The organism is Microvirga sp. P4_A5, assembly GCF_056402495.1.
In genome coordinates, this window is record NZ_JBFUHH010000025.1 from 23,637 (window position 1) to 45,287 (window position 21,651).

General features: G+C 62.2%; 16 protein-coding genes and 1 pseudogene. 5 read left to right on the forward strand and 12 right to left on the reverse strand.

Annotated elements, in window-relative coordinates:
* Positions 1–2: 2 nt before the first annotated feature.
* The 10 genes from AC1DVM_RS09390 to AC1DVM_RS09435 all read right to left on the reverse strand — a co-directional run bounded on the left by AC1DVM_RS09390 (position 3) and on the right by AC1DVM_RS09435 (position 12,068).
* Positions 3–1,250, reverse strand: coding sequence for a hypothetical protein (locus tag AC1DVM_RS09390; RefSeq protein WP_477253948.1), 1,248 nt, complete (start codon positions 1,248–1,250; stop codon positions 3–5).
* Positions 1,250–2,614, reverse strand: a complete 1,365-nt coding sequence (locus AC1DVM_RS09395; protein ID WP_477253950.1) for an HlyD family secretion protein — start codon at positions 2,612–2,614, stop codon at positions 1,250–1,252. Before AC1DVM_RS09395 ends, AC1DVM_RS09390 begins: the two co-directional genes overlap by 1 nt.
* Before the next feature lie 520 nt (positions 2,615–3,134).
* A complete protein-coding gene (locus AC1DVM_RS09400) occupies positions 3,135–3,608 on the reverse strand; it encodes a VOC family protein (protein ID WP_477253952.1) in 474 nt (157 codons plus the stop codon).
* Positions 3,609–3,864: 256 nt separating this feature from the next.
* The gene (locus AC1DVM_RS09405) at positions 3,865–5,133 is read right to left on the reverse strand and encodes an extracellular catalytic domain type 1 short-chain-length polyhydroxyalkanoate depolymerase (protein ID WP_477253953.1); all 1,269 of its coding nucleotides are present in this window, start codon (positions 5,131–5,133) and stop codon (positions 3,865–3,867) included.
* Between the two features lie 110 nt (positions 5,134–5,243).
* Complete coding sequence (locus AC1DVM_RS09410; RefSeq protein ID WP_477253955.1) at positions 5,244–5,663, reverse strand: CopG family transcriptional regulator; 420 nt, start codon at positions 5,661–5,663, stop codon at positions 5,244–5,246.
* Positions 5,664–5,813: 150 nt separating this feature from the next.
* Positions 5,814–6,857, reverse strand: a complete 1,044-nt coding sequence (locus tag AC1DVM_RS09415; RefSeq protein ID WP_477253957.1) for a sulfate/molybdate ABC transporter ATP-binding protein — start codon at positions 6,855–6,857, stop codon at positions 5,814–5,816.
* Between the two features lie 10 nt (positions 6,858–6,867).
* Positions 6,868–7,707: a sulfate ABC transporter permease subunit CysW gene (cysW, locus tag AC1DVM_RS09420; RefSeq protein WP_477253975.1), complete on the reverse strand. Its 840-nt coding sequence runs from the start codon at positions 7,705–7,707 to the stop codon at positions 6,868–6,870.
* 13 nt (positions 7,708–7,720) lie between these two features.
* Complete coding sequence (gene cysT / locus AC1DVM_RS09425; protein ID WP_477253959.1) at positions 7,721–8,584, reverse strand: sulfate ABC transporter permease subunit CysT; 864 nt, start codon at positions 8,582–8,584, stop codon at positions 7,721–7,723.
* A gap of 17 nt (positions 8,585–8,601) precedes the next feature.
* Positions 8,602–9,636 (reverse strand): sulfate ABC transporter substrate-binding protein, encoded by a 1,035-nt coding sequence (locus AC1DVM_RS09430; RefSeq protein ID WP_477253960.1) that lies wholly within the window; start codon positions 9,634–9,636, stop codon positions 8,602–8,604.
* Positions 9,637–10,193: 557 nt separating this feature from the next.
* Positions 10,194–12,068, reverse strand: a complete 1,875-nt coding sequence (locus AC1DVM_RS09435; protein WP_477253962.1) for a tetratricopeptide repeat protein — start codon at positions 12,066–12,068, stop codon at positions 10,194–10,196.
* Positions 12,069–12,411: 343 nt separating this feature from the next.
* Here AC1DVM_RS09435 and AC1DVM_RS09440 point away from each other — a divergent pair, with 343 nt between their 5' ends.
* The 3 genes from AC1DVM_RS09440 to AC1DVM_RS09450 all read left to right on the forward strand — a co-directional run bounded on the left by AC1DVM_RS09440 (position 12,412) and on the right by AC1DVM_RS09450 (position 16,857).
* Entirely contained in the window at positions 12,412–14,019 is a 1,608-nt protein-coding gene (locus tag AC1DVM_RS09440) for a tetratricopeptide repeat protein (RefSeq protein WP_477253964.1), read from the forward strand.
* 271 nt (positions 14,020–14,290) lie between these two features.
* Positions 14,291–15,148: a GNAT family N-acetyltransferase gene (locus AC1DVM_RS09445; RefSeq protein ID WP_477253966.1), complete on the forward strand. Its 858-nt coding sequence runs from the start codon at positions 14,291–14,293 to the stop codon at positions 15,146–15,148.
* 305 nt (positions 15,149–15,453) lie between these two features.
* Positions 15,454–16,857, forward strand: coding sequence for a metal-dependent hydrolase family protein (locus tag AC1DVM_RS09450; protein WP_477253968.1), 1,404 nt, complete (start codon positions 15,454–15,456; stop codon positions 16,855–16,857).
* Positions 16,858–17,301: 444 nt separating this feature from the next.
* On the opposite strand, the gene AC1DVM_RS09455 is transcribed toward AC1DVM_RS09450, so the two are convergent.
* A complete protein-coding gene (locus tag AC1DVM_RS09455) occupies positions 17,302–17,502 on the reverse strand; it encodes a hypothetical protein (protein WP_477253970.1) in 201 nt (66 codons plus the stop codon).
* Between the two features lies 1 nt (position 17,503).
* Between AC1DVM_RS09455 and AC1DVM_RS09460 the strand changes: the two genes are divergently transcribed.
* A complete protein-coding gene (locus tag AC1DVM_RS09460; protein ID WP_477253976.1) occupies positions 17,504–19,246 on the forward strand; it encodes an adenylate/guanylate cyclase domain-containing protein in 1,743 nt (580 codons plus the stop codon).
* A gap of 209 nt (positions 19,247–19,455) precedes the next feature.
* Positions 19,456–20,436: an ABC transporter substrate-binding protein gene (locus tag AC1DVM_RS09465; RefSeq protein ID WP_477253972.1), complete on the forward strand. Its 981-nt coding sequence runs from the start codon at positions 19,456–19,458 to the stop codon at positions 20,434–20,436.
* Here AC1DVM_RS09465 and AC1DVM_RS09470 read toward each other — a convergent pair.
* Positions 20,408–21,203: pseudogene (locus tag AC1DVM_RS09470) on the reverse strand (zinc-binding dehydrogenase); the annotation flags it as partial. The gene AC1DVM_RS09465 and the pseudogene AC1DVM_RS09470 overlap by 29 nt on opposite strands.
* Positions 21,204–21,651: the final 448 nt, after the last annotated feature.

Sequence of the window (21,651 nt, forward strand, 5' to 3'; positions counted from 1 at the left end):
GGCTATCTCCGGCTTTGGGACGGCAGGAACGGGTTGCGCCCCGTGGCGGCAAGAACGGCCCAGGCCGTCGCGCCGAGATGGGGGCGCCGGAAGTAGAAGAAATCATTCTCCGTGCTCCAGGGCCCGATCATCAGGCCCGTGCTGAGCCGCGCCTCCCGCGTCGCGTAAAGCCAGCCCGAGGGCGAGGACTCGGCCGAGATGGTGTCGAGTAGCGCGCCGGCCTCCGACTGCCTGCCGAGCACCCGATAGATCAGGGCTGCCTGGGCAGTGCCCTCTGTCCAGAGGCCGTCCCTGTCGTCGTTGAAGTCAAACCCGCCCGCCACGCCCAGCCGGCGTTCGGCGCAGGTCAGGGCACTCTTCCATTCCGGCGGTGTAGCCGAGAGGGCGATCAAGGGCCAGAGCTGGGTATCGAGTGCCACGGCCTCAACGCCCCGCATGGCGCCCTCGGGCGTCGTTCCCATACGGAAGCAACCAGAATTGCGATCAAAGGCGAGGTCGAGGAAGGCTCGGGCGGAGCGCGCCATGGCCGCGTACCGACCTTTCTCATCCCCGTGCGCCGCCAACCTGTTGGCTAATGCCAGAATGTCGGTGTTGTGCTCTGTCGACTTCCATTCCAGCGGGACTTGCTCGGTGTCGAAGCCCTCGCGTCCGCCCTTGTAACCGACAGCGTGCGTGTCCGTGGCGACGGTTGCAATCCAATCAGCGGCTTCCCTCGCGCCGTTCAAATAACGGGGGTCGCGGGTCTCCTCGTAAGCAGTCAGAAGCGCCATGGCCGCCCAAGCGACGTTCCCCGTCGCCGATCCATTCTGGTAGCGGTCCTCGGCCCAATGGCCGGCGCGACGGTCCCACCAGCCCGCGAGAAGAATGGGCCGGTCCTTGACCGGTCCCGCCCGATAGGCATTGCGGATACGCCCGTCGTGAAAACTCCTATCGTTATCAAGGGCGACCAGAAATGCGTCTGCGATACGGCGTGCCGCGGCTGTGTCGCCGCAGGCCAGAAGTGCGACGATCGCCAAGGCGTTGTCGTAAGTGAAGGCGGAGTTGCGCAGGGCCTCGGGAACCTCCGCTTCGTCGGGCGCTTGCCGATAGCTCGCGACGAAGGCAGGCCCGCCCTCGGGTGCCGCTTCCGATACGGCCCGCACAAGAGAGGCGCACAGTGGACGCGCCAGGTCGTGAGCGGCACTTGCGGATACGTCACCCGCCATCAGGGGCGCCGTCAGGATGAAGATGCCTGGGATGATCCATCTCATCAGCGGGCGTTCTCGTGGTCCAGCCCGGCAGCGAGGCCGGTCGCAGTCGCGAGCCTGATATCGAAGAGTTCAGCGAGCGCTTTTTCGCCCTGCCGCCAAATCTCGCGCCAGATAGCAGAGGTGGAAGGAACCCAGCCGTTGGCGCGCGTGACAGTGACCCAGCGTCCGACACCGCAGGATGAGAGTGGTTGACTGGCGACCAAACCCGCAGGCTCGGCGTCGGGCTTGACCAGCACATACAACTCGCGCCTTTCGGTCGGCGGGAAAGGAACGGCGTAGAGGTCGTCGAATTTATCGCCGGCTTTCGGCAGGATCTCCGTGACGGTGCCGGCCCTCGGCCCAGTCTCGTCGAGGCCACTAATCTCGACGCGGGTGCCGACCGCCAGATCCGGAGCCTTTCGATAGGAGAAAATTGCCACCACGAAACGGCGCTCGCAATCGACAAAGGTCGCCAAGGTGTCGCCGGCATTCACGCGGCGGCCTTGAGTGGCACTGATGCTCAGAATCTCCCCCGAAACCGGAGCGGCGATCTTGGTATGGGCTAGGCTGTCCAGCCGGTGATGCTCCGCTTCGAGAAGGACCGACTGGTCCCTGATGCCGGCGATGAGCTGGGCCTCCTCGATGGCGAGGCGCTGCGTGTCGAACTCGATCTCCCGCCGTTTCTGGGCGAGTTCCGCCAAAGGGGTGAGATCCTCTCCCACGAAAACGCCCCGGGAGAGGCCCTCTGCCTGAGAGATCTTCTGCTGCAGCTTGGCGTTCGCAGCGTCCCGCGACGAGAGCGCGGCTTCGTGATGCTGCCGTGCGGGCTTTAGCGTATTGGTGTTGGTGACATTCTTGTTCGCGAGCTGTGTGACCTGATCATAGGCCAGTCGACGACCTTCTGCGGTAGCATCGGCTTCCGAGACATTGGCAGACAACTCGCCGATCTGTGCCTGGAGAATCATGCCGAGCTGGGCGGCTTTCTCGCGAATGGACTTGTCGAGATCCGCGATATACGCCTCATTAGAGGCGCGCTTTCTGGACGCTGCGAGGGCGCCCTCCCGCATCTCCGCGATCTTCCCATCAAGCTGAATCGCAGTGTTGCGGTCAACGCGGCTGTTGACGATCTCGGCAATGGTCTCGCTGCGCGCCAATGGGATACTCGCATTCGCGTGGATGGATTGAACCTCGCCGGAGATCGGCGAAGTCAGCAGGGTCACGGGTGCATTCACCACCGCCCTGTCGGACTGGTCCGCGACGAGGGGCGGCATGACCGAGGTGGCGACGAGGAAGGCGAGAAGGGAGGCAACGCTGATGCTGGAAATCCGAACCAGACCTTTGAAGCGGTGATGCCTCGTATTTAGAACCGCTCTGTCCTGGGTCATGAACGCCCCCTTACAAATAGTCGTGAGCTGACTTGCCGCAGAACGCGGTCGCATATGCGAATTTTTTGATAATGACGCAGAGTACTACGATCCAGAGTGCACTGCAGCAAATTTCTCGGTACGATGATACTACCAAAACGATATTTCAATTTAATTATCAAACCCAAATACTTATCATTTTGACCAAACATTGAGCATTCAGTTGCCTTGCTGAAATTCCGAACGACAACCATTGTGCACTGCAGCGCGTTCCGTGGGTGAGGCAACCTGACGCTATGGCCCAGCTTAAAAGCGGGCCGCCCCCCCGGCGCAGAACCGCTGCAACGGCAGAGGCCATTGAGGATGGCCTAGGGCGYGTTGAAGGGCACGCCGGCTCTCGAACCGCTGGAACTTGTTCAGGGCTGAGGGGTGTCCACACTCGCCCCCCGTCGAGCCACAAACGGAACGGAATCAGTTAATGTCCGCCTCGTGAGAGGGTCGACAATTGATGGCAGCGATTTCTCGCCATTCGCGATGAGCATCAACCGCGCCGCGCCGCCTCGATCGCGGCGATGTCAATCTTCTTCATGTCCATCATTGCATCAAAGGCGCGTTTGGCTTGATCGCCGCCTGCCGCCAGCGCCTCCGTCAGTGCGCGCGGCGTGATCTGCCAGGAGACACCCCATTTGTCTTTGCACCAGCCGCACGCGCTCTCCTGGCCGCCGTTGCCGACGATGGCATCCCAGTAGCGGTCAGTCTCGTCCTGATTGTCGGTGGCGATTTGGAACGAGAAGGCTTCGTTATGCTTGAACGCGGAACCTCCGTTGAGGCCGAAACAGGGAACGCCAGCAACTGTGAATTCGACCGTCAAGACGTCGCCCTCTTTGCCGGCTGGGTAGTCACTGGGAGCACGATTCACAGCACCTACAGCGCTGTCAGGAAAGGTCTCGGCATAGAAGCGGGCGGCAGCCTCGGCGTCCTTATCGTACCAGAGGCAAATCGTATTCTTTGCCATTGCCTGCTCCTCTCGCTTTGAAGCCAATACCCGGTGTTTCCCAACCGCTCTTTCCGAAATAGGAAGCGGACGGCATTTCTCCACCCCGGACGGGGTCCGTCTCGGCGGGCGATCGGCATGGGCAGTTGATCGAAAGCGTCGCTGTCCGCTTTGGGTCAGGCTCTGAAGATCTCCTGCCTTCACGAAAGTCTGCTTCGGCCGGATCTATCCGATCATGGCCCGCCAGGACGCACCGAGAACTGGCGGGCTCGTGTGCCTATATCGGGGATGCGGCTTTTGGTTTCGGATGCTCGAGAAAGAAGCGCATCATCTCGCGACTGGCATCGGGTCCCCGGGGCTCAGTATAGGACCCAGTCGGACTTCCCCCGGACCAGGCATGGCCCGCCCCGTGAAGCGCCCAATGCTCAAGCATCGGGTGGCCGGTGTCATCGCTGGCGACCGTGCGGGTATAGCTGATCCCGCCAGGAGCCTGACCGCGGCTGACCGTCGTCTGGAAATCGGAACCCGCCTTCGACTGAGCAACGACCTGGTCCCCGTTGACGGGGTTTACGGTCGTGTCGCGATCGCCATGGAACACGATGGTGGGCACGGGCTGCTTGGCCTCCCGGTGGCGAGCCGCCCCGCCCTGGCGCATGGCGGCGAACGCTGAGGGCATGTCACGAGCGGCCCCGCACGCCAGCCCGGAGTGGACGCCCACGGCCGCATAAAGATCCGGGTAGGCCGAGCCCATGATCGCCGCCGCTGCCCCGCCGGCGGAGAGCCCAGCGACATATATCCGTCCGGGTTCGACTGAGTAGTCATGCGTGATCTGACGGGTGATACCAGCGATCAGTGAGGGCTCGCCCCGATCCCGCTGCTGATCGGCTGCGTTGAACCAGTTCCAGCACTTGGACACATTGGCCGACTGGGCCTGCGCCGGATAGGCAACCAGAAACGTCTGCTCCTCGGCCAACTCGTTCATCTGCGTGCCGGCGGCAAAATCGTCCGGCGATTGGGTGCAGCCGTGCAACATCACCACGAGGGGCGCAGGCTGATCTGTGTAGCCGCTGGGGATGTAAAGCTTATACATCCTGCTTCCAGCCTCGTTGGCAAAGGTACGCTCTTCGAAGCGCGCCCCCTCAGGCAGCGGGGCCGGTGCACGGGCTGGACCAGGTCCCACCAATCCATCGAGGCCGACCCCGGAGCCGGGTTGTCCCATGCGCTCGAGGAAGCCGCGCAACGCTTCCGGTACCTGGGATTGGTCCAAGCCTCCGGTAAGACCCTCAAAGGCGTGAGGCTTCAGAGATGGGATGTCGAATTTCGGCGGAGTCCACGCGCCTTTTCTGGAGGATGGTGGCACCATGTCGATGGTCCGCGCACCCCGCCGCACCGGCTGCCGGCCGGCATCCTCAGCCCTGGCACCCGAAGTGGCAGATGGATGGGTGCCCGCAAGTCCTCCCTGAAGAATTGCCATGGCTTCTGCGAGCCGGCCTTCACAGGTGAGACGGGTCGCCTCGAGCATGTCGATGTTCAGTTGTGCGTTCATGGGTTCGGTCCTCTTGTGGGGTGACATGGGGCAAAGCCGCGCCTGCCCCTTACCGAGTCGGAAAGGGTCGGGCAGGCTCTAAAGAGAGTGAGACGGGTGCTACCCGGTGGTCAGCGAATGCGGTCCTTGAGTGCCTCTTTCACTCCCGGACTGGCATGCAAGGCGCCAAGGACGTGAAGGGAGGCGATCGTCTGCCGCGCCAATTCGGGCGTGACATCGTTGGCGATGCTGGCGAGACCCAGAACCTGGACGTGCAGCACTTCGCCGGCAGCTTGCACCGCCTCCAGGTCCTGGCGGCTGTAGTGGCGCAGGCCAAGATCGAGCTGGTGTCGCTCAACCGACTTCCTGACGGCGTCGCTGTGCCGATCAAGCTGGTTTCGGATGGCCGTCCGGATGAAGTCGGTACGGTTGGAGTAGAAACCCTCCTGGACCAGGAGATCGATATGGCCCAGATCCACATAGCCGAGGTTGATTGTGATCTTCTCGCTGTCCGAAGCCTTAGGTCGAAGTTCGTGTACATTGTTGGCCACTGCGACCCTCCTCTTACCATCTAACAGGATGGTATATGGATGGACAGCGAACATGTTCAAGCCCCCGACCCGGGGTAGCGCACCACATAAGGGTTCGCCGACGTCACTAAATGGGAGCTCCGGATCAGGTGTGCCTCGCTACGCAGAGTCTCACTTTGCGGGATAGAGGCGGCCCTGCAATACAGCGATGGCAACCGGCTCGTTGGGCCGCAAAGTCACGGCGGCCGGAATCTCCGTTTCAAGAAGGTCGTCCGATCCGGTTAAGCGCACCTCGGCCCGCCGGCCGGATGAGGTCCGAATCACGGCTACCACGGTGCCAGTCAGGGTCCCTGGAGTTCCGGCGGCTTTGATCCCCAGATCCCAAGGCCGGACATAAAGGTCAGCCAGCCCATCGCCCGTGCCGTTTGTTGAAACCGCTAGACGGGTGTCTTCGCGCCATACAACGCCATCCTGCACCTTGACCCGGAATCTCGATGTGTCTCCGACGAATGCCATCACGAAGGGTGACGCCGGGTCCTCGTATACCTCGTCGGGTGTGCCGACCTGTTCGACCCGGCCGTCCCGCAGGATTGCGATGCGATCGGCCAGCTCCAGTGCTTCCTCCTGATCGTGCGTCACGAACAGAGTCGTCCGTCCGGTGCGCTCGTGGATCTCGCGTAGCCAGCGGCGCAGATCCTTGCGAACCTGCGCATCGAGGGCGCCGAAGGGCTCGTCCAGGAGCAGAACCCTGGGCTCAACCGCCAGCGCTCGCGCCAAGGCGACGCGCTGGCGCTGGCCGCCGGAGAGCTGCGTCGGATAGCGGCCCTCCACACCAGCGAGCTGGACGAGATCGAGGAGGTCGCCGACCCGCCTCCGGATCTCCTTCTCGGGTGGACGCCTGGCACGCCCGCGCACCCGGAGACCGTAGGCGATGTTGTCTGCCACGCTCATGTGCCGGAACAGAGCGTAATGCTGGAATACGAAGCCGACGCCGCGGCGCTGGACAGGGATGTCGGTAGCGTCCTCGCTGCCGAACAGGATGCGGCCTTCGCTCGGATTTTCCAGGCCGGCAATACACCGCAGCAAAGTTGTCTTGCCCGAGCCGGAGGGACCAAGCAACGCCACCAGTTCGCCTGAACCAACGCTGAGGCTGACGTCGTTCAGGGCTGCCGTGCGGCCAAAGGCCTTGCTGATATGCTCGACCTGAATTTCCATCGTGGCTTTCCTAATGACCCGCCCGCGCGGCGATGTCATCGCCGTAGCGCCATTCCAGTACCGATTTCGCCGCGAGCGTCACCAGTGCAAGAAACGCCAGCAGCGAGGCCACGGCAAAGGCGGCGACGAAGTTGTACTCGTTGTAGAGGATCTCGACGTACAGGGGCATGGTGTTGGTCTCGCCCCGGATATGGCCCGAAACCACCGCGACTGCGCCGAACTCGCCCATGGCGCGGGCATTGCACAAAAGCACGCCGTAGAGGAGCGCCCAGCGGATGTTGGGGAGCGTTACAGTCCAGAACGTCTTGAATCCGCTCGCCCCGAGAGTTAGAGCCGCCTCCTCATCCGCCGTGCCCTGGTCCTGCATCAACGGGATCAACTCGCGGGCCACAAACGGGAAGGTGACGAAAACGGTGGCCAGCACGATCCCCGGCAAGGCAAAGATGATTTGGACGCCGTGGGAGTTCAGCCATTCACCGAATAACCCGTGTGCTCCGAACATGAGCACGAGGACCAAGCCCGACACGACAGGCGAGATGGAGAACGGCAGGTCGATGAGGGTAATCAGCAGGCTCTTGCCCTTGAACTCGTATTTGGCCACGGCCCATGAGGCTGCAATGCCAAAGACGAGGTTGAGGGGCACGGCAATGGCCGCCACCATCAGAGTCAACCGGATCGCAGCGAGCGCATCCGGATCCTGGAAGGACGCAAGATAGGCTCCGATGCCATTGCGCAGCGCCTCGGTGAATACGGCGGCAAGCGGCAGGATCAGGCACACAGCGAGGAACGCGAGAGCCACGAGCACCAGAACAACGCGCGTCAGGCGAGCCTCGCTCGTTGCCGTTGCCATGGTTTGACGCCGCTCAGACATAGCCAAACCTCCGCCGGCTCCAGGCCTGGATCAGGTTGATGGCGAGAAGGGCTGAGAACGAGATCGCCAGCATGATCACAGCGATGCCGGTCGCGCCGGCATAGTCGAACTCCTCGAGGCGGATCACGATGAGCACGGGAGCGATCTCGGACACGAAAGGTAGATTGCCGGCGATGAAGATCACCGAGCCATACTCGCCGACGGCCCGTGCGAAGGCCAGTGCGAACCCGGTGAGGATCGCAGGGGCGAGCGGTGGGAGCACCACGCGCCAGACCGTCTGTGCACGAGAGGCGCCCAAGGTCGCCGAGGCCTCCTCGACGTCGCGGCTGATCTCGGCGATGAGAGGCTCCACCGTGCGCACGGCGAAGGGTAGCCCAACGAAGACCAGGGCGACGAAGATGCCGAGCGGCGTGTATGCGACTTTCACCCCGAGATACGCCAGCGGCTCGCCGATCCAGCCATTCGGCGCATACACGGCCGACAATGAAATGCCGGCGACGGCGGTTGGAAGCGCGAACGGCAGATCGACCATCGCGTCTACGAATTTGCGCCCCGGAAAGGGATAGCGCACCAGCACCCAGGCCACGAGCAGGCCGAACACGGCATCGACGAGAGCTGCGGCGAATGACAGCCCGAAGCTGATGCGCAAGGCCGCATACACCCGCTCGTCGCTGAGGATCTCCCACAGGCCCGATATCCCCAAGGTCGAGGCACGGACGATGAGGACTCCGAGCGGAAGCAGGACGACGAGGCCGAGATAGGTCAACGTGTAGCCCATCGCGAGACCGAAGCCCGGGATGGCACTGTGCTGACGCAGCCGCCGGCGCGCGGGGCGTTCCGCGTGCCGCGGCATCATGAGAGGGGATTCCATGTTCAGCGGTTTGCCCGCAGCATCGTGTCGAAAATTCCGCCATTGGCGAAATGCTTTTGTTGGACCGCGTCCCAACCACCGAACACGTCATCCACGCTGATCAACCGGAGCTTGGGAAACCGCGCCATATCCTGCTGAGAGGCGGCCTCGGGCTTGACCGGCCGGTAATAGTGCTTGGCGATAATGGCCTGCGCCTCGGGCGCGTAGAGGAAGTCGAGATAGGCCTTCGCGGCCTTGACGGTGCCTTTCCGCTCGGCATTGCCATCGACCACGCTCACGGGCGGTTCGGCAAGAATGGACATCGACGGCACGACGATGTCGAGCTTGTCCGCCCCGAGTTCGTTGAGCGCGAGGAAGGCCTCGTTTTCCCAGGCGAGCAGCACATCGCCGATGCCGCGCTGAGCGAAGGTGTTGGTCGAGCCGCGGGCGCCGGTGTCGAGCACCGGGACGTTCTTGAAAATCTGGCCCACGAAGCCCTGCGCCTTGGCATCATCGCCACCGAAGCGCTCCAGCGCATAGGCATAGGCGGCCAGATAGTTCCAGCGGGCGCCGCCGGAGGTCTTTGGGTTCGGCGTGATCACCTGGGTGCCGGACCTGATGAGGTCATCCCAGTCTTTGACGCCCTTCGGATTGCCCTTTCGCACCAGGAAAACGATGGTGGACGTGTAGGGTGAGGCGTTGTTCGGCAGGCGCTTCTGCCAATCCGCGGGGATCTTTTTCGACAGCCGCGCAATCTCGTCGATATCGGCGGCCAGTGCCAAGGTTACCACGTCGGCTTCAAGGCCGTCGATGACGGAACGAGCCTGTCGCCCGGAGCCGCCATGTGACATGCGGACCGTGAGCGTCTCGCCAGTCTTCGCCTTCCACTCCTCGGCGAACTTTCTGTTGATGTCGGTGTAGAGCTCCCGGGTCGGATCGTACGAGACATTGAGAAGGGTGGTTTGGGCTAGGGCGGCGCCACTGACCAGGAGAGTGCCGGCGAGAGCTGCGGCACCAGCGGTCCGTCGGAACAGTTCACCAAGCATGCACTTGAACATGCCACCCTCCTGAGCTCGGGGAGCGACCTATTGTAGGGGTCAGAAAACCAGCGTCAAATCCGATAAAATGTAAGTATTACAAAAAGCATCTGTGAAACTTGAAACATCCAAGCCTTGCAAAGCATTGCGCGCCAAGCTTATAGCAAGCAACGCTACGGCAATCATGACCACCCGCTTGGGCAATCTCTGGCTCAGCCAGGGTGAGATTGGTGCGGCGATAGCCCCACCGACAATCAGGTCCGTGATGACGTGAGCGTATTCCGTTCAGTCCATCCCGGAGATGGGCGAGTCGAGATCGCCAGCGTGACGAAGAAACTCCGGTGAGGTTGACCGACCCCGGCCTGATCTTTGCAGGGCGGGCGCTAGTCTCCGCGACGTGCAAAGGCAGCGTGTGTTCAACCCCGAGATAAATACCATCGAGCGAATTCCGATTTTCACGATCATCTTTATCGCTCGTGAGGCTTTCTCGAAGCTCGCATCACGCTTTGAAGATTGATGGAGCGACGAAGGATAACGCCTGGCGATGCGGCGGAGCACCCGGTGTCCGACGGCTCCTCCTAGACAAGAAGTTCAAGCACTTCCGGGAAGCGTGGATGAGTGCGGATGGGATCGAGATCCGAGTCGTGCTCCACCCACCTCTTTCTTTCCGGAGTAGCGTTTGGGAGAAGGTCCACCAGTAAGTCGATTGCTCGCTCATGCTCACCCAACAGAGAGCAGACGCAGGCCACGTTGTACTTTGTCAAGCCGTCATCAGGATCAATCACCAGAGCCCGTTCCGCCCATTCCTTGGCCCGAGCAAACTCGCCAAGAGCCGCGAGCCCCACTGCTCCCAAATAGGCAGGTCTCGGGTTTGCCGGATGCAATATGAGCTCGCGTTCGGCACGCTCAATCCCCTCCCGTGCTGCCCACCTCATTTCCTGCTCACGCCCGAGCGATCGGTAGACTCCGGTGAGTACCAGCAAGGCCTGAAAATCGTCCGGCTTAAGCTCTGCCGCACGCAGGAAAAGCCGGGCCGCTTCCTCAAGCCTCCCTTGAGCAAAGCAGGCGCGAGCGTAGAAATAATGCGCCTCGAAGAGATTGGAATCGCATGCGATCGCCTGATCGAACTCCGCCACTGCCTCTGGATACCGCTCGCGCAATGAGAGCGCCAAGCCGCGCGACGCATGCGCTTCGGCGAGGCCGCCTTCCAGATCCAACGCTTTGGCACTCGCCGCCAGAATGTCGTCGGTCGCGACGTCAGCGTTGTAGTGCAGAAAGAGAAAGGAATCACAGTCCGCTAGTCCGGCATACGCCCGCGCATACAGCGGGTCCAGTTCGACCGCCTTGGCGAACATGCGCTTTGCGAGAACGTAGTAAGATTTCGAATGCCGGTGCAAAAACTGTCGGCCTCTCAGGTAATATCCATAGGCCTCCACGTTCTCAGTCGGCACCCGGCCGATGATCTCCTTTTCCGCCGGCAGCAGCTTGATTCTCAGTTGCTCAATGATGGAATGAGTGATCTCGTCTTGAATGGCGAAGATGTCGGTGAGGTCACGGTCGTATCGGTCAGCCCAGAGATGACCGCCATCCCTGCCGTCGACAAGCTCCGCGCTGACGCGCACGCGCGTACCAACCTTCCGAACGCCGCCTTCCAGTATGAAGTTGATCCCGAGATCCTGGCTCACCTGCTGCGCCTTCACAGCTTTGCCCTTGTAGGTGAAGGATGTGTTGCGTGCGACAACGAACAGGCCGGAGATCTTCGACAGGTCGGTGATGAGGTCTTCGGTGATCCCGTCGCCGAAATATTCCTGTTCGGGGTCGCCGCTCATGTTGTTGAAGGGCAAGACGACGATGGACGGCTTCTCAATGCTCCGAGTTTTCTGTGAGCCTTCATCCAACCGGCTCGCCGCGAGCGCTGAGGGAATGTCGAGCAGGACGCTATAAGCGCGCACTGGCCTATCGATATTCTTCAGCCTCTGCTCGCCGATGTCTTCAAACCGCAGATCGAGCCGATTGCCGACATTGTCCCGCACAGCTCCAGAGACGATGATCCCGCCCGGCTCGGCAATGCCTTCGAGCCGTGCCGCCACATTGACGCCGTCGCCGTAGATATCCTCGCCCTCGACTATCACGTCGCCGAGGTTGATACCGATGCGAAGCTCCATCCGGCGATCTCGCGGCAAGCCTGCGTTGCGCTCCCGCATGCCATGTTGAACCGCAGCCGCGCAAGCAACCGCGTTCACAACGCTTGGAAACTCCGCCAGGAAACCGTCACCGATGAGCTTCACGGTACGGCCCTCGTGTTCGGTGATTTTGACGTCGATCAGTTCCCCGCGATGGCACTTCCATGCCGCATGAGTGCCTGTTTCATCCAGGTCCATGAGACGGCTATAGGTCACGACATCTGCTGCGAGGATGGCTGCCAGCCGTCTGCGCACAATGGGATTGCCCATGTGACTACCAGTCTGTGCGTCTTGCCCGCTCGCGGGTCGCTCAAATCCAGCCCAAAGCATACTCCAGTGGCTCGTGGATGTCTTACCTTAGATGGTGCCAAGCTTATGCTGCAATCCGGGCCAATCCGACATGTTCTGAGCAGAACGCGACGAGTGCAGGAGTGTCAGCAACTGTTCCCACCAAGCGGGCAGCGTGTCTTTGAAGGGATTGCCAGAGCGGTCGATCAAAGATCACTCGTGCGGAGTCGTTGAAGCCGAGCTGGGCTGGGCGTATGGTGAGTTGGGCTGGGTCTTCGCCGATGAAGCCGGGCAGCTAATCGGGTCCCCCGGCAGGGAGGAAGCGATGCCAGCAAAAACCACGTTCTGGGCGCTTGCCTTGGGTTTTGTGCTCTGTCCGACATGGGGTCAGGCCCAGCAACATCATAGCCACGCGCAGGGCACCTCCCCAGACGCTGCGACCCTCGGCGAAGTTCATTTCCCGGTCAGTTGCACGCCCGAGGCGCAGGCAGCCTTCGACGCGGCAATGAAGCTGCAACACTCGTTCTGGTACCAGGCAGCCGGCGAAGCCTTTCGGCGGGTGCGCGAGCGCGATCCAACCTGCGTCATGGCTTACTGGGGCGAGGCGATGGCCCTTTTGGTGAACCCATTTACCGTCACCACCGCCGCAAATCTTCGACAAGGACGCGCCGCGCTCGCGGAGGCGCGGCGGATCGGCCCCCGGAGCGAGCGCGAGGCCGGCTTCATCGCCGCCCTCTCCGAGCTTTACGGCAATGAGGACCCGGCGACCCACAGAACTCGCTTGGAGCGCTATGAGCAGGCGATGAGCCAGCTCTACGAACGCTTCCCCGACGATCCGGAGGTCGGCATCCACTACGCCCTCGCCCTGGCGATGGCAGCGCCCCCGACGGACAAGACCTACGCGCGCCAGCTTCGTGCCGCCGAGATCCTGGAGCGTGCGTGGGCCCGGCAGCCGCAGCATCCTGGTATTGCCCATTACTTGATCCACACCTACGACACACCGGCGCTCGCCGAGCGGGGCGTGGCCGCGGCCGAGCGTTACGCCGGGATTGCTGCCGACGCTCCGCACGCGCTGCACATGCCCTCTCACATCTTCACCCGGATCGGACGCTGGGAGGACTCGATCGAGACCAACCGCCGCTCTGCCGAGACAGCGCGTGAGCGGCAGGCCGTCTTCGACGAGATTCATGCGCTTGACTACATGGTTTATGGCTATCTCCAGACTGGGCAGATTGAGGCGGCGCGACGCGTGGTCACCGAATTGGGGCGGTTTGCCTCGTGGACGGCGCCGGCTCCAATCTTTGCTTGGGCTTTGACGGTAATGCCCGCCCGCTTTGCCCTGGAACGTGGGGCATGGGAGGAGGCCGCTGCTCTCACTCCTGGCCAGCAAACGGCACCGCTCGTGGTCGCAAACACGCATTTTGCTCGTGCGGTGGGCGCGGCTCGGACTGGGCGCCCGGATGCAGCCGCCGCTGACGTAGAGGCGCTGAAGGCTGCCGCCGCAGCGCTTCGCGGCAGCGATCCCTATTGGGCGGAGCAGACCGAGATTCTGCGCCTTGCTGCCGAAGCTTGGGTTGCCTTTGCACGAACCGATCACGACCAGGCGCTCACACTCATGCAGGAGGCGGCTGAACGCGAGGAGCGGACGGACAAGCATCCCGTGACGCCCGGGCCACTCTTCCCCGCTCGCGAACAACGGGCGGAGATGCTGCTGATGATGGGCCGCTACGCCGAGGCGCTCCACGAGTACGAGGCGATCCAGAAGACGGAGCCTGGCCGCTTCCGCGCCGTCTATGGCGCGGCGCGGGCAGCGGAACTGGGCAGCATGGGCGATGCGGCGCGCCGGCATTATGCGCACCTGCTCGAGATTGCGGCACCAGGTCAGCCAGGCTTAGCCGAGATTGAACAGGCTCGTAATTTCCTAAGCCGCTGAAGGAAACCGCGTTCAATGTCAGGATGGTCCAACCAGGAAACCCTTCCTCCTGCGGCAACGTACGGTGTTCGCACTGTGAGCGGACGTTCGGTCTGCTTCCGGAACGTGCCATGAGGCGACTTTTAGGATTTGCGCATCGGCGATCTGCGAGATCTGTTGCACGCTTGGCTCGACCGTAAACCGCGAGCATGCGTGCCTCGCGTTGCCGCCCACATGGTCTAGGCTGGATCCCGATGCTAGACTTCTCAGGAATGAGGGCCGTGGGTCGCACATGGCACGACACGTTCCTGACGAACTGACGATCCATGTCATGACGCGCCACGACTTGGATCTTGCGGTCGATTGGGCCGCGGCCGAGGGCTGGAATCCCGGTCTCGCCGATGCTGACTGCTTCCAGGCAACTGATCCAAAAGGCTTCCTGATCGGATGCCTCGATAGCGAGCCGATCGCCTCCATCTCGGTCGTCCGCTACGCCAGTACATTTGGCTTCCTCGGATTCTACATTGTTCGGCCGGATCAGCGCGAACATGGATTTGGCTATCGTCTCTGGCAGGCCGGCATGGAGTATCTCGAGGGCCGCACAGTGGGTCTCGACGGCGTCGTGGCACAACAGGAGAACTATGCCAGGTCCGGCTTCGTGCTGGCGCACCGCAACGTGCGATATGGAGGCAGCCCGCAGGTTGAGGCGCCCCGGGACGAGCGCTTGAGGGCGGTGGGTCCTGATCTCATCGCGGCGGTTCTAGCCTATGACCGGCCATTCTTTGCGGCACCCCGAGAGACCTTTCTGAGCTGTTGGCTCAGGCCTGATCTCCGCACGGCGATTGCCTTCGTGGAGGATGGAACGGTCAAGGGCTATGGTGTCATCCGGGAATGCCGAAACGGATCCAAGATCGGGCCGCTTTTTGCCGACAGCAAACGCGAGGCGGACCTTCTGCTCCAAGCACTTGCCGTTCACGCCAAAGGGGCTGTGGTCTTCCTGGATTTGCCTGAGCCGAACCAGGCTGCCATTCAGCTTGCAACCCGCTACGGTCTTTCCCCTGTGTTTGAGACAGCCCGGATGTACCGCGGCCCGAAGCCGGACCTGCCGCTTTCGCAAACATACGGGATATCCACCTTCGAGTTGGGCTAGCACTCTCGTTTGTGGAAGAGCTGGAAACGGCCAGCATCCCGAACGATCCTTGGAGGGGAAGCTCGTTGCCTCCCGATGCGCCGCCATGAAGTCGCGGTCGAGCGACTGACCGGGTGGCTGCTACACGGCAATCGGGCTTTGTGACCGTGATCGTCGCGGATCAGCGGCATTCCCCTGCCCTATCGCACCTCGGCCTGATCCATCCGGCGTTCCCGTGATAGAGCCTACGTGCGATTGGCTCTCATTCGTCAGCAGAATTCCACTATGGTATCCTGCCACACCGTTCAGGTGGGGAGCGCCACGCAATGTCCGGCACGATAATTGTTGGAAATCTGAAGTGGACCTTATTCCGGTTCCTCATGATGGCTGGCATCCTGTCCATCGGATATTCTCCCACGGCAGCAGCTCAGAGCGGATCGCCTTCTCACGCTCCCAGTGCGGCAACCCTCTTCGAGAACGTCCGCATCTTCGACGGCAGGAACGGGGCCTTGTCGGCTTCCTCCCACGTGTTGGTGAGAGGCAACGTTATCGAGCGTATCTCCTCAGCCCCGATCGACGTCAGGGGCAACGCCGAAATTCAGGTTATCGCTGCCGGGGGCCGCGTGCTGATGCCGGGTCTCATCGACGCCCATTGGCATGCCTTCATGGCCGCCACGCCCCAGTCAGTCCTGATGAGCGCCGAGCCCTCCTATCTCCACCTGCTGGCAGCCCGTCAAGCCGAGGCTACCCTGATGAGAGGCTTTACAACGATCCGCGACATGGGAGGGCCGGTGTTCGGGCTCAAGCGCGCCATCGACGAGGGCGTCATGATCGGCCCGCGCATCTATCCGTCCGGCGCCTTCATCTCGCAGACCTCTGGCCATGGCGACTTCCGCTTCCTCTTCGAGCTGCCGCGGAAGCCGGGCGGCGCGCTGAGCTATATCGAGACGCAGGGGATTTCCGCCATCGCCGACAGCCCCGATGAGGTCCGGTTGCGGGTGCGCGAGCAACTGAGGCTGGGGGCGAGCCAGATCAAGCTCATGGCCGGCGGCGGCGTGAGCTCACCGCCCCACAATCCAATCGAGTCGACCCAATATACGGAAATGGAACTGCGGGCCGCGGTCGAGGCCGCCGAAAACTGGGGCACCTACGTTGCCGTCCACGCCTACCACCCGCGAGCCATGCAAATGGCGATCCGCGCGGGCGTGAAGGTCATCGAGCATGGCCAGCTCGCCGACGAGGAAACCGTCCGGATGATGGCGGAGAAGGGCGTGTGGTGGAGCCTGCAACCGCTAACCTATGACACGCATATGTCCGCGCACATGCCGGCAACGTCGCGGCAGCGGGCGATGCAGGTGTTCGAAGGCACCGACAGGGCCTATCGGCTGGCGCGGAAATACAATGTCAAGACCGCCTTCGGCGCCGACATTCTCGGCGATGCGGAGGCAGCCAACCGACAGGGTGCCGCGCTGATCGTGCTGGCACGCTGGTATTCGCCCGCCGAGGTGCTCAGGATGGCGACGGCCGACAACGGCGAGCTGATGGCCCTGTCCGGGTTCATCAATCCCTATCCCGGCAGGCTCGGTATCGTCGAGGAGGGCGCGTTGGCCGACCTGCTGCTGGTCGACGGCAATCCGCTCGACAACCTCGAACTCGTTGCCGATCCGGACCGGAATTTCCGCGTCATCATGAAGGATGGCAGGATCTACAAGAACGTGCTCCCCAAGTGAGGGCCCGTCTGACGCGCGCCTCACCGGGGTGCGCAATTGCGACTATCGCAGCGTCGATGATTTCGTGGTGCGATACGAGGAGCGCGAGGTGTCGCTCTCCCGTCCGAGCGGCCTCGACTTCTACGTCTCCTACAGGAGCGAGGGACCGGTCGGGCACACCTTCCTGAGCTTCATCTTCGACGAGCGCATCTCCATTGCCTCAATCCCTCCGCCGAGAAGGCCCGCCAGCTCCTGCTGGTCTATCTCGATCGGATCAACGGAGATCGATTTGACCAAGATCCACATAGCCAAGGTTGATTGTGATCTTCGCACTATCGACGGCCTTCGGCCGAAGCTCCACGGAGCGAGCGTCACTCAAATGAGGCCAATATTGATGTATTCTACCCGACAGACCGGCATCTAGCCTGACGACCGGACTAGAATACAGACTGTCAACGGAGCCTCTCAGAGTCCTTGCCAGATGAGATTGCCAGGCCGCCCGGCCTCCAAGCTCTTTTCACCCTGCTCCTCCAGGTCGACGAGGTGATCGAATGGTGCGAACGCGTTCAGTCCAGGCATCAGTTCCGAGAGCAGCGCCTCGTCTCGCACGAGCTCTGCTGGGCGCGCCGCAACCGCCGGCGGGATCAATTGAGGTACGCGGGCCATGATGGGGCAGCGCCTTCGATTTCGTGGTCTTTTTAGAAAATACTTCCTCGTGCTGTTCTTAGCCGTGGTCRTTCCCCTCGCGGCCAACGGCGTCAGCGAGGCCTGGTTCGGCTATCGTGACCAGCGTGCGAGGCTGGATCAACTGCTCGGCGTCGAGGCGAGGTCGGCGGCATCCAGGATTCAGGGATTCGTCGATGGTATCGCCAATCAGCTCGGCTGGCTGGTCCAGCTTCCCTGGAGCGAGGAGCCGGACGAGCGGCGGCTAATCGATGCCCTGCGACTCCTCCGTCAGGTGCCAGCCATTGCGAGCCTCACCCTCGTCGACGGAACCGGGCGAGAGCGCCTTTATGTGTCGCGAGTTGGCCTCAACCGAACCGAGAGCCACACCGACCGCTCCAGCGAGCCCGCCGTCATCGGGGCGCGATTGGCGCGGATCTGGTATGGCGAGGTCAGCTATTACCGTGGCTCCGAACCGTATCTGACGGTCGCAATCTCCGGCAACAGACCCTCCGTCGGCGTGGTTGTCGCCGAAGTCAATCTCAAGCTGATCTGGGACGTCATCTCGGCCATCAAGGTCGGCGAAACCGGCCACGCTTTCGTCCTCGACAGCCCTGGCCGCCTCATCGCCCATCCGGACATCAGTCTCGTCCTGCGCGGAGCCGACGCGGCCACGCTGAAACCCTTTGAGGAGATCCGGACCGCGGTGGAGCATGCGGGCACGGGAGTTGCAACCGGCCACGACGCGCAGGGCAACGCCATCGCGGCCGCGGCCGCACCGGTTTTAGGACCGGACTGGGCGGTCGTCGTCGAGCAGCCTCTCTCGGAGGCCTTCGGACCCACCTATGCTGCCTTGTGGCGGACCGGAGGGCTTCTTCTGGCCGGTGCCGCCTTCGCAGGTCTGCTCGCCTATGCCCTGGCACGCCGAATGACCGAACCGATCCGGCGGCTACAGGAGGGAACCGAGCGTATCGGAGCCGGAGAGTTCGAGCACCGCATTCAGATCAGAACTGGCGACGAGCTTCAGCGGTTGGCGGACAGCTTCAACGCGATGGCTGCCGGATTGGCCCTCTCTCAAGAGCGCCAAGAGCGAATTTCTAAACTCAAACGATTCTTGGCACCCCAAGTGGCCGAACTCGTCGACCGCAAGGGTGACGACGGCGTGCTCGAGGGTCGCCGTACCGAGGTCGTGGCGGTGTTCTGCGATCTGCGTGGGTTCACCGCCTTCTCGGCCAGAGCGGAGCCGGAGGAAGTCATGAGGGTGCTTTCTGAATACTACGAGGCACTGGGCAAGATCATCACGAAATATGCCGCGACGCTCACGAGCTTTTCGGGCGATGGCCTGATGGTGCTCGTCAACGCGCCTGTTCCGGTGGAGGAGCCGTCGCTCACCGCCGTCGATCTGGCGATGGACATGCAGAGGAGCGTGCAAGAACTCATCATTGGCTGGCGAGATCGCGGCCACCTCATCGGGTTCGGAGTGGGCCTCGCCACTGGACCGGCCACAGTGGGGAGGATCGGGTATGAGAGCCGCTTCGACTACACGGCCATTGGCAGCGTCGTGAACCTCGCCGCCCGGCTCTGCGCATCGGCAGCGGATCGAGAGATCCTGACGGATCAGGCCGTCGCAGAGGCGGTGAAGGGCAAACGCGATCTGATCCCGCTCGGACCGCGTCTCCTCAAGGGCTACGACAAGGAAATGCTCGTATTCGGCATTCTCCTCGGAGAAAAGCCGCCCACCGCTTAGGTTTGGCTTCCAGGCAGGGTGTAGGGGTTTTTTAGACGGTCTGCGCTTGATCGGGATCGGTCAAATCGGTTTCGTGGTTCGGTCGTTGAGGCTATGATGCGGCCAGGTCTCCCGGGCGGGCAACATCACCAAGGTGGCGAGGCGATGGCGGTTGAAATCAGAGGCAACCTTGCGTTTCAATCTCTCTCTCGCGCAAGGACCCCGGTCGAATGAGGCGGCGCGACTTCCTTACGTTGCTCGGCGGAGCGACGATATGGAATCTCCCGTCAAGGGCGCAATCACCGCCAATGCCCGTCATAGGGTATCTTGGACCGGAGTCGCCCGGGCCTTTCGCCAGTCGCCTCAAGGCCTTCCACGAAGGTCTCGCTGAAAGCGGATACGTCGAGGGTCGCAACGTGGCGATCGAGTATCGATGGGCGGAAGGACAGTACAATCGATTGCCTGGCCTTGCGGCGGACCTGGTCAGTCGAAAAGTAGCTGCGATCGCAGCTCCCGGCGGCGCTCCCGTAGCGCTCGCAGCGAAATCGGCCACAGCGAACATCACGATCGTCTTCGAGATGGGTGGCGATCCTGTCGCGCTGGGAGTGGTGGACAGCCTGTCGCGGCCACGAGGTAATCTCACAGGCGTGTCGAGCTTGAGCGTGGAAGTGTCAGGTAAGCGGCTGGAGTTCATGCACGATTTGCTCCCCACCACGTCCGTGTTCGCCGTCGTCGTCAACCCGACCAGCCCGACCGCCAATCTACAACTGAAAAACCTCCAATCGGCGGCCGATAGTCTCGGGGTCAGAATTCACGTTCTGCACGCCAGCACCGAGCAAGAGTTCGACACCGTATTCTCAGCTCTGCCGCAATTGCGAGCGGGCGGAGTCGTGTTCACCTCTGATCCATATTTTGCCAACCGCAGCCAGCAGCTYGCTGCGCTGGCTGTTCGCCATGCCATGCCTGCAATCACTCAATCTCGCGACTTCGCGATCGCAGGCGGCCTGATGAGCTATGGRGGCGATTTTACGCAATCACATCGTCGCGCCGGYATCTACGTCGGACGGATACTCAACGGAGAGAAGCCCTCTGATCTTCCGGTCCAATTGGTCACGAAAGTCGAACTGTTCGTCAACCTGAATGCAGCCAACAAACTGGGCGTCACCGTCCCGCCCTCGCTCATCAGCGGCGCCGACGTGGTGATCGAGTAGCATKCGAGAGGGGCTGCTTSGCGGTGACGATCGAGAGAACGTCGATCTGCCGCTTGTCGATGAGCGCGACCGCTTGCTCRAACTCCTGATCGAACCTGAACGACCCCTTGAGATCGATCTCCCTGGCCATGACAGCGTTTGCAGGCACTGAAATCAAGCCACCSGGCAAGTTGCCGATTTGCACGACCGTGCCCCCCCGGCGAACGTTGAGTATCGCCGAGGAAAGACCGGCGGCGGTACCGGAAACTTCGAACGCGACGTCGAAGGGTCGGATTGCAGCGAGGTTCTCAAGAGCATTGCCGCCGCCTGAGATGTCGACGACATGGTCGGCGCCAAGGCGCTGCGCGAAGGCAAGTGGAGCAGCTGCAACGTCGACCACGGCGATTTCCGACATCCCCGCCAATCGGGCGGCAAGCATCGTCAGCAGACCGATCGGACCGGCGCCGAACACGAGGCCTCGCGTTCCCGCGACAGGTCCTGCGCGTCTCACGGCATGCAGGCATAGGGCGAGTGGCTCCGCGAGCGCCGCCGACTCAAGGGGCGTATCGGGTGAAATCTTCACGCATTGAGATGGAACGACATCGAAGTAAGTGGCAAAGCCGCCTTGCATATGCGGGGTCTTCGAGGCCGAACCCATAAAGTAAATTCTCGCACAAATTCAGGCGCCCTTCCCGGCATCGCGCGCACGTGCCGCACCATCGCGAGGGATTGACCGCCACCCGATTTCCCGCGCTCAGACCTGCTGCCGTGCCGGCGATCTCCAATAGCACATCACGTTCCCTCGGTGGTTCCGCCGGAAACCCGAGACGCTGGTCGCTCGGATCACCCGCCTGTTGCTGAACGGTCGCGACACCGAAGCAGCGGACAAGCCCTTCCTTCCCGTTGAATACGATGACAGGCCGCCCGAAAGTTTCAGGATCGGGTCGACCGCTGGGTTCATGCCGGCTGCGAGCCAAACTTCAGCCGCGGCAAGATCGAGCGGACAATCGCTTTCTGGAAGACGCCCTGGAGACAGTCTTTGCCCAGGCCATGAAAATAGATCCGGCCCAGGCACCCGAAGGAACCATCCGATGTCTCCGGCGATTGAGCCGACATCCAGGAGGACGACATGGCAGGCAAGGCGAATTTCACGCCGGAGGAATGGACCCGGATCGTGGCAAGTCCGATGGTGGCGGGCATGGCCATCACGGCAGCGGATCCGAGCGGTCTTTGGGG

Bases quoted from the DNA above. Each gene is read 5' to 3' on its own strand.
- AC1DVM_RS09395 (WP_477253950.1), bottom strand. From the start codon at position 2,614: ATGACCCAGGACAGAGCGGTTCTAAATACGAGGCATCACCGCTTCAAA.
- AC1DVM_RS09390 (WP_477253948.1), bottom strand. From the start codon at position 1,250: ATGAGATGGATCATCCCAGGCATCTTCATCCTGACGGCGCCCCTGATG.
- AC1DVM_RS09455 (WP_477253970.1), bottom strand. From the start codon at position 17,502: ATGGCCCGCGTACCTCAATTGATCCCGCCGGCGGTTGCGGCGCGCCCA.
- AC1DVM_RS09440 (WP_477253964.1), top strand. From the start codon at position 12,412: ATGCCAGCAAAAACCACGTTCTGGGCGCTTGCCTTGGGTTTTGTGCTC.
- AC1DVM_RS09400 (WP_477253952.1), bottom strand. From the start codon at position 3,608: ATGGCAAAGAATACGATTTGCCTCTGGTACGATAAGGACGCCGAGGCT.
- AC1DVM_RS09450 (WP_477253968.1), top strand. From the start codon at position 15,454: ATGTCCGGCACGATAATTGTTGGAAATCTGAAGTGGACCTTATTCCGG.
- AC1DVM_RS09435 (WP_477253962.1), bottom strand. From the start codon at position 12,068: ATGGGCAATCCCATTGTGCGCAGACGGCTGGCAGCCATCCTCGCAGCA.
- cysT (WP_477253959.1), bottom strand. From the start codon at position 8,584: ATGATGCCGCGGCACGCGGAACGCCCCGCGCGCCGGCGGCTGCGTCAG.
- cysW (WP_477253975.1), bottom strand. From the start codon at position 7,707: ATGGCAACGGCAACGAGCGAGGCTCGCCTGACGCGCGTTGTTCTGGTG.
- AC1DVM_RS09405 (WP_477253953.1), bottom strand. From the start codon at position 5,133: ATGAACGCACAACTGAACATCGACATGCTCGAGGCGACCCGTCTCACC.
- AC1DVM_RS09430 (WP_477253960.1), bottom strand. From the start codon at position 9,636: ATGTTCAAGTGCATGCTTGGTGAACTGTTCCGACGGACCGCTGGTGCC.
- AC1DVM_RS09415 (WP_477253957.1), bottom strand. From the start codon at position 6,857: ATGGAAATTCAGGTCGAGCATATCAGCAAGGCCTTTGGCCGCACGGCA.
- AC1DVM_RS09445 (WP_477253966.1), top strand. From the start codon at position 14,291: ATGGCACGACACGTTCCTGACGAACTGACGATCCATGTCATGACGCGC.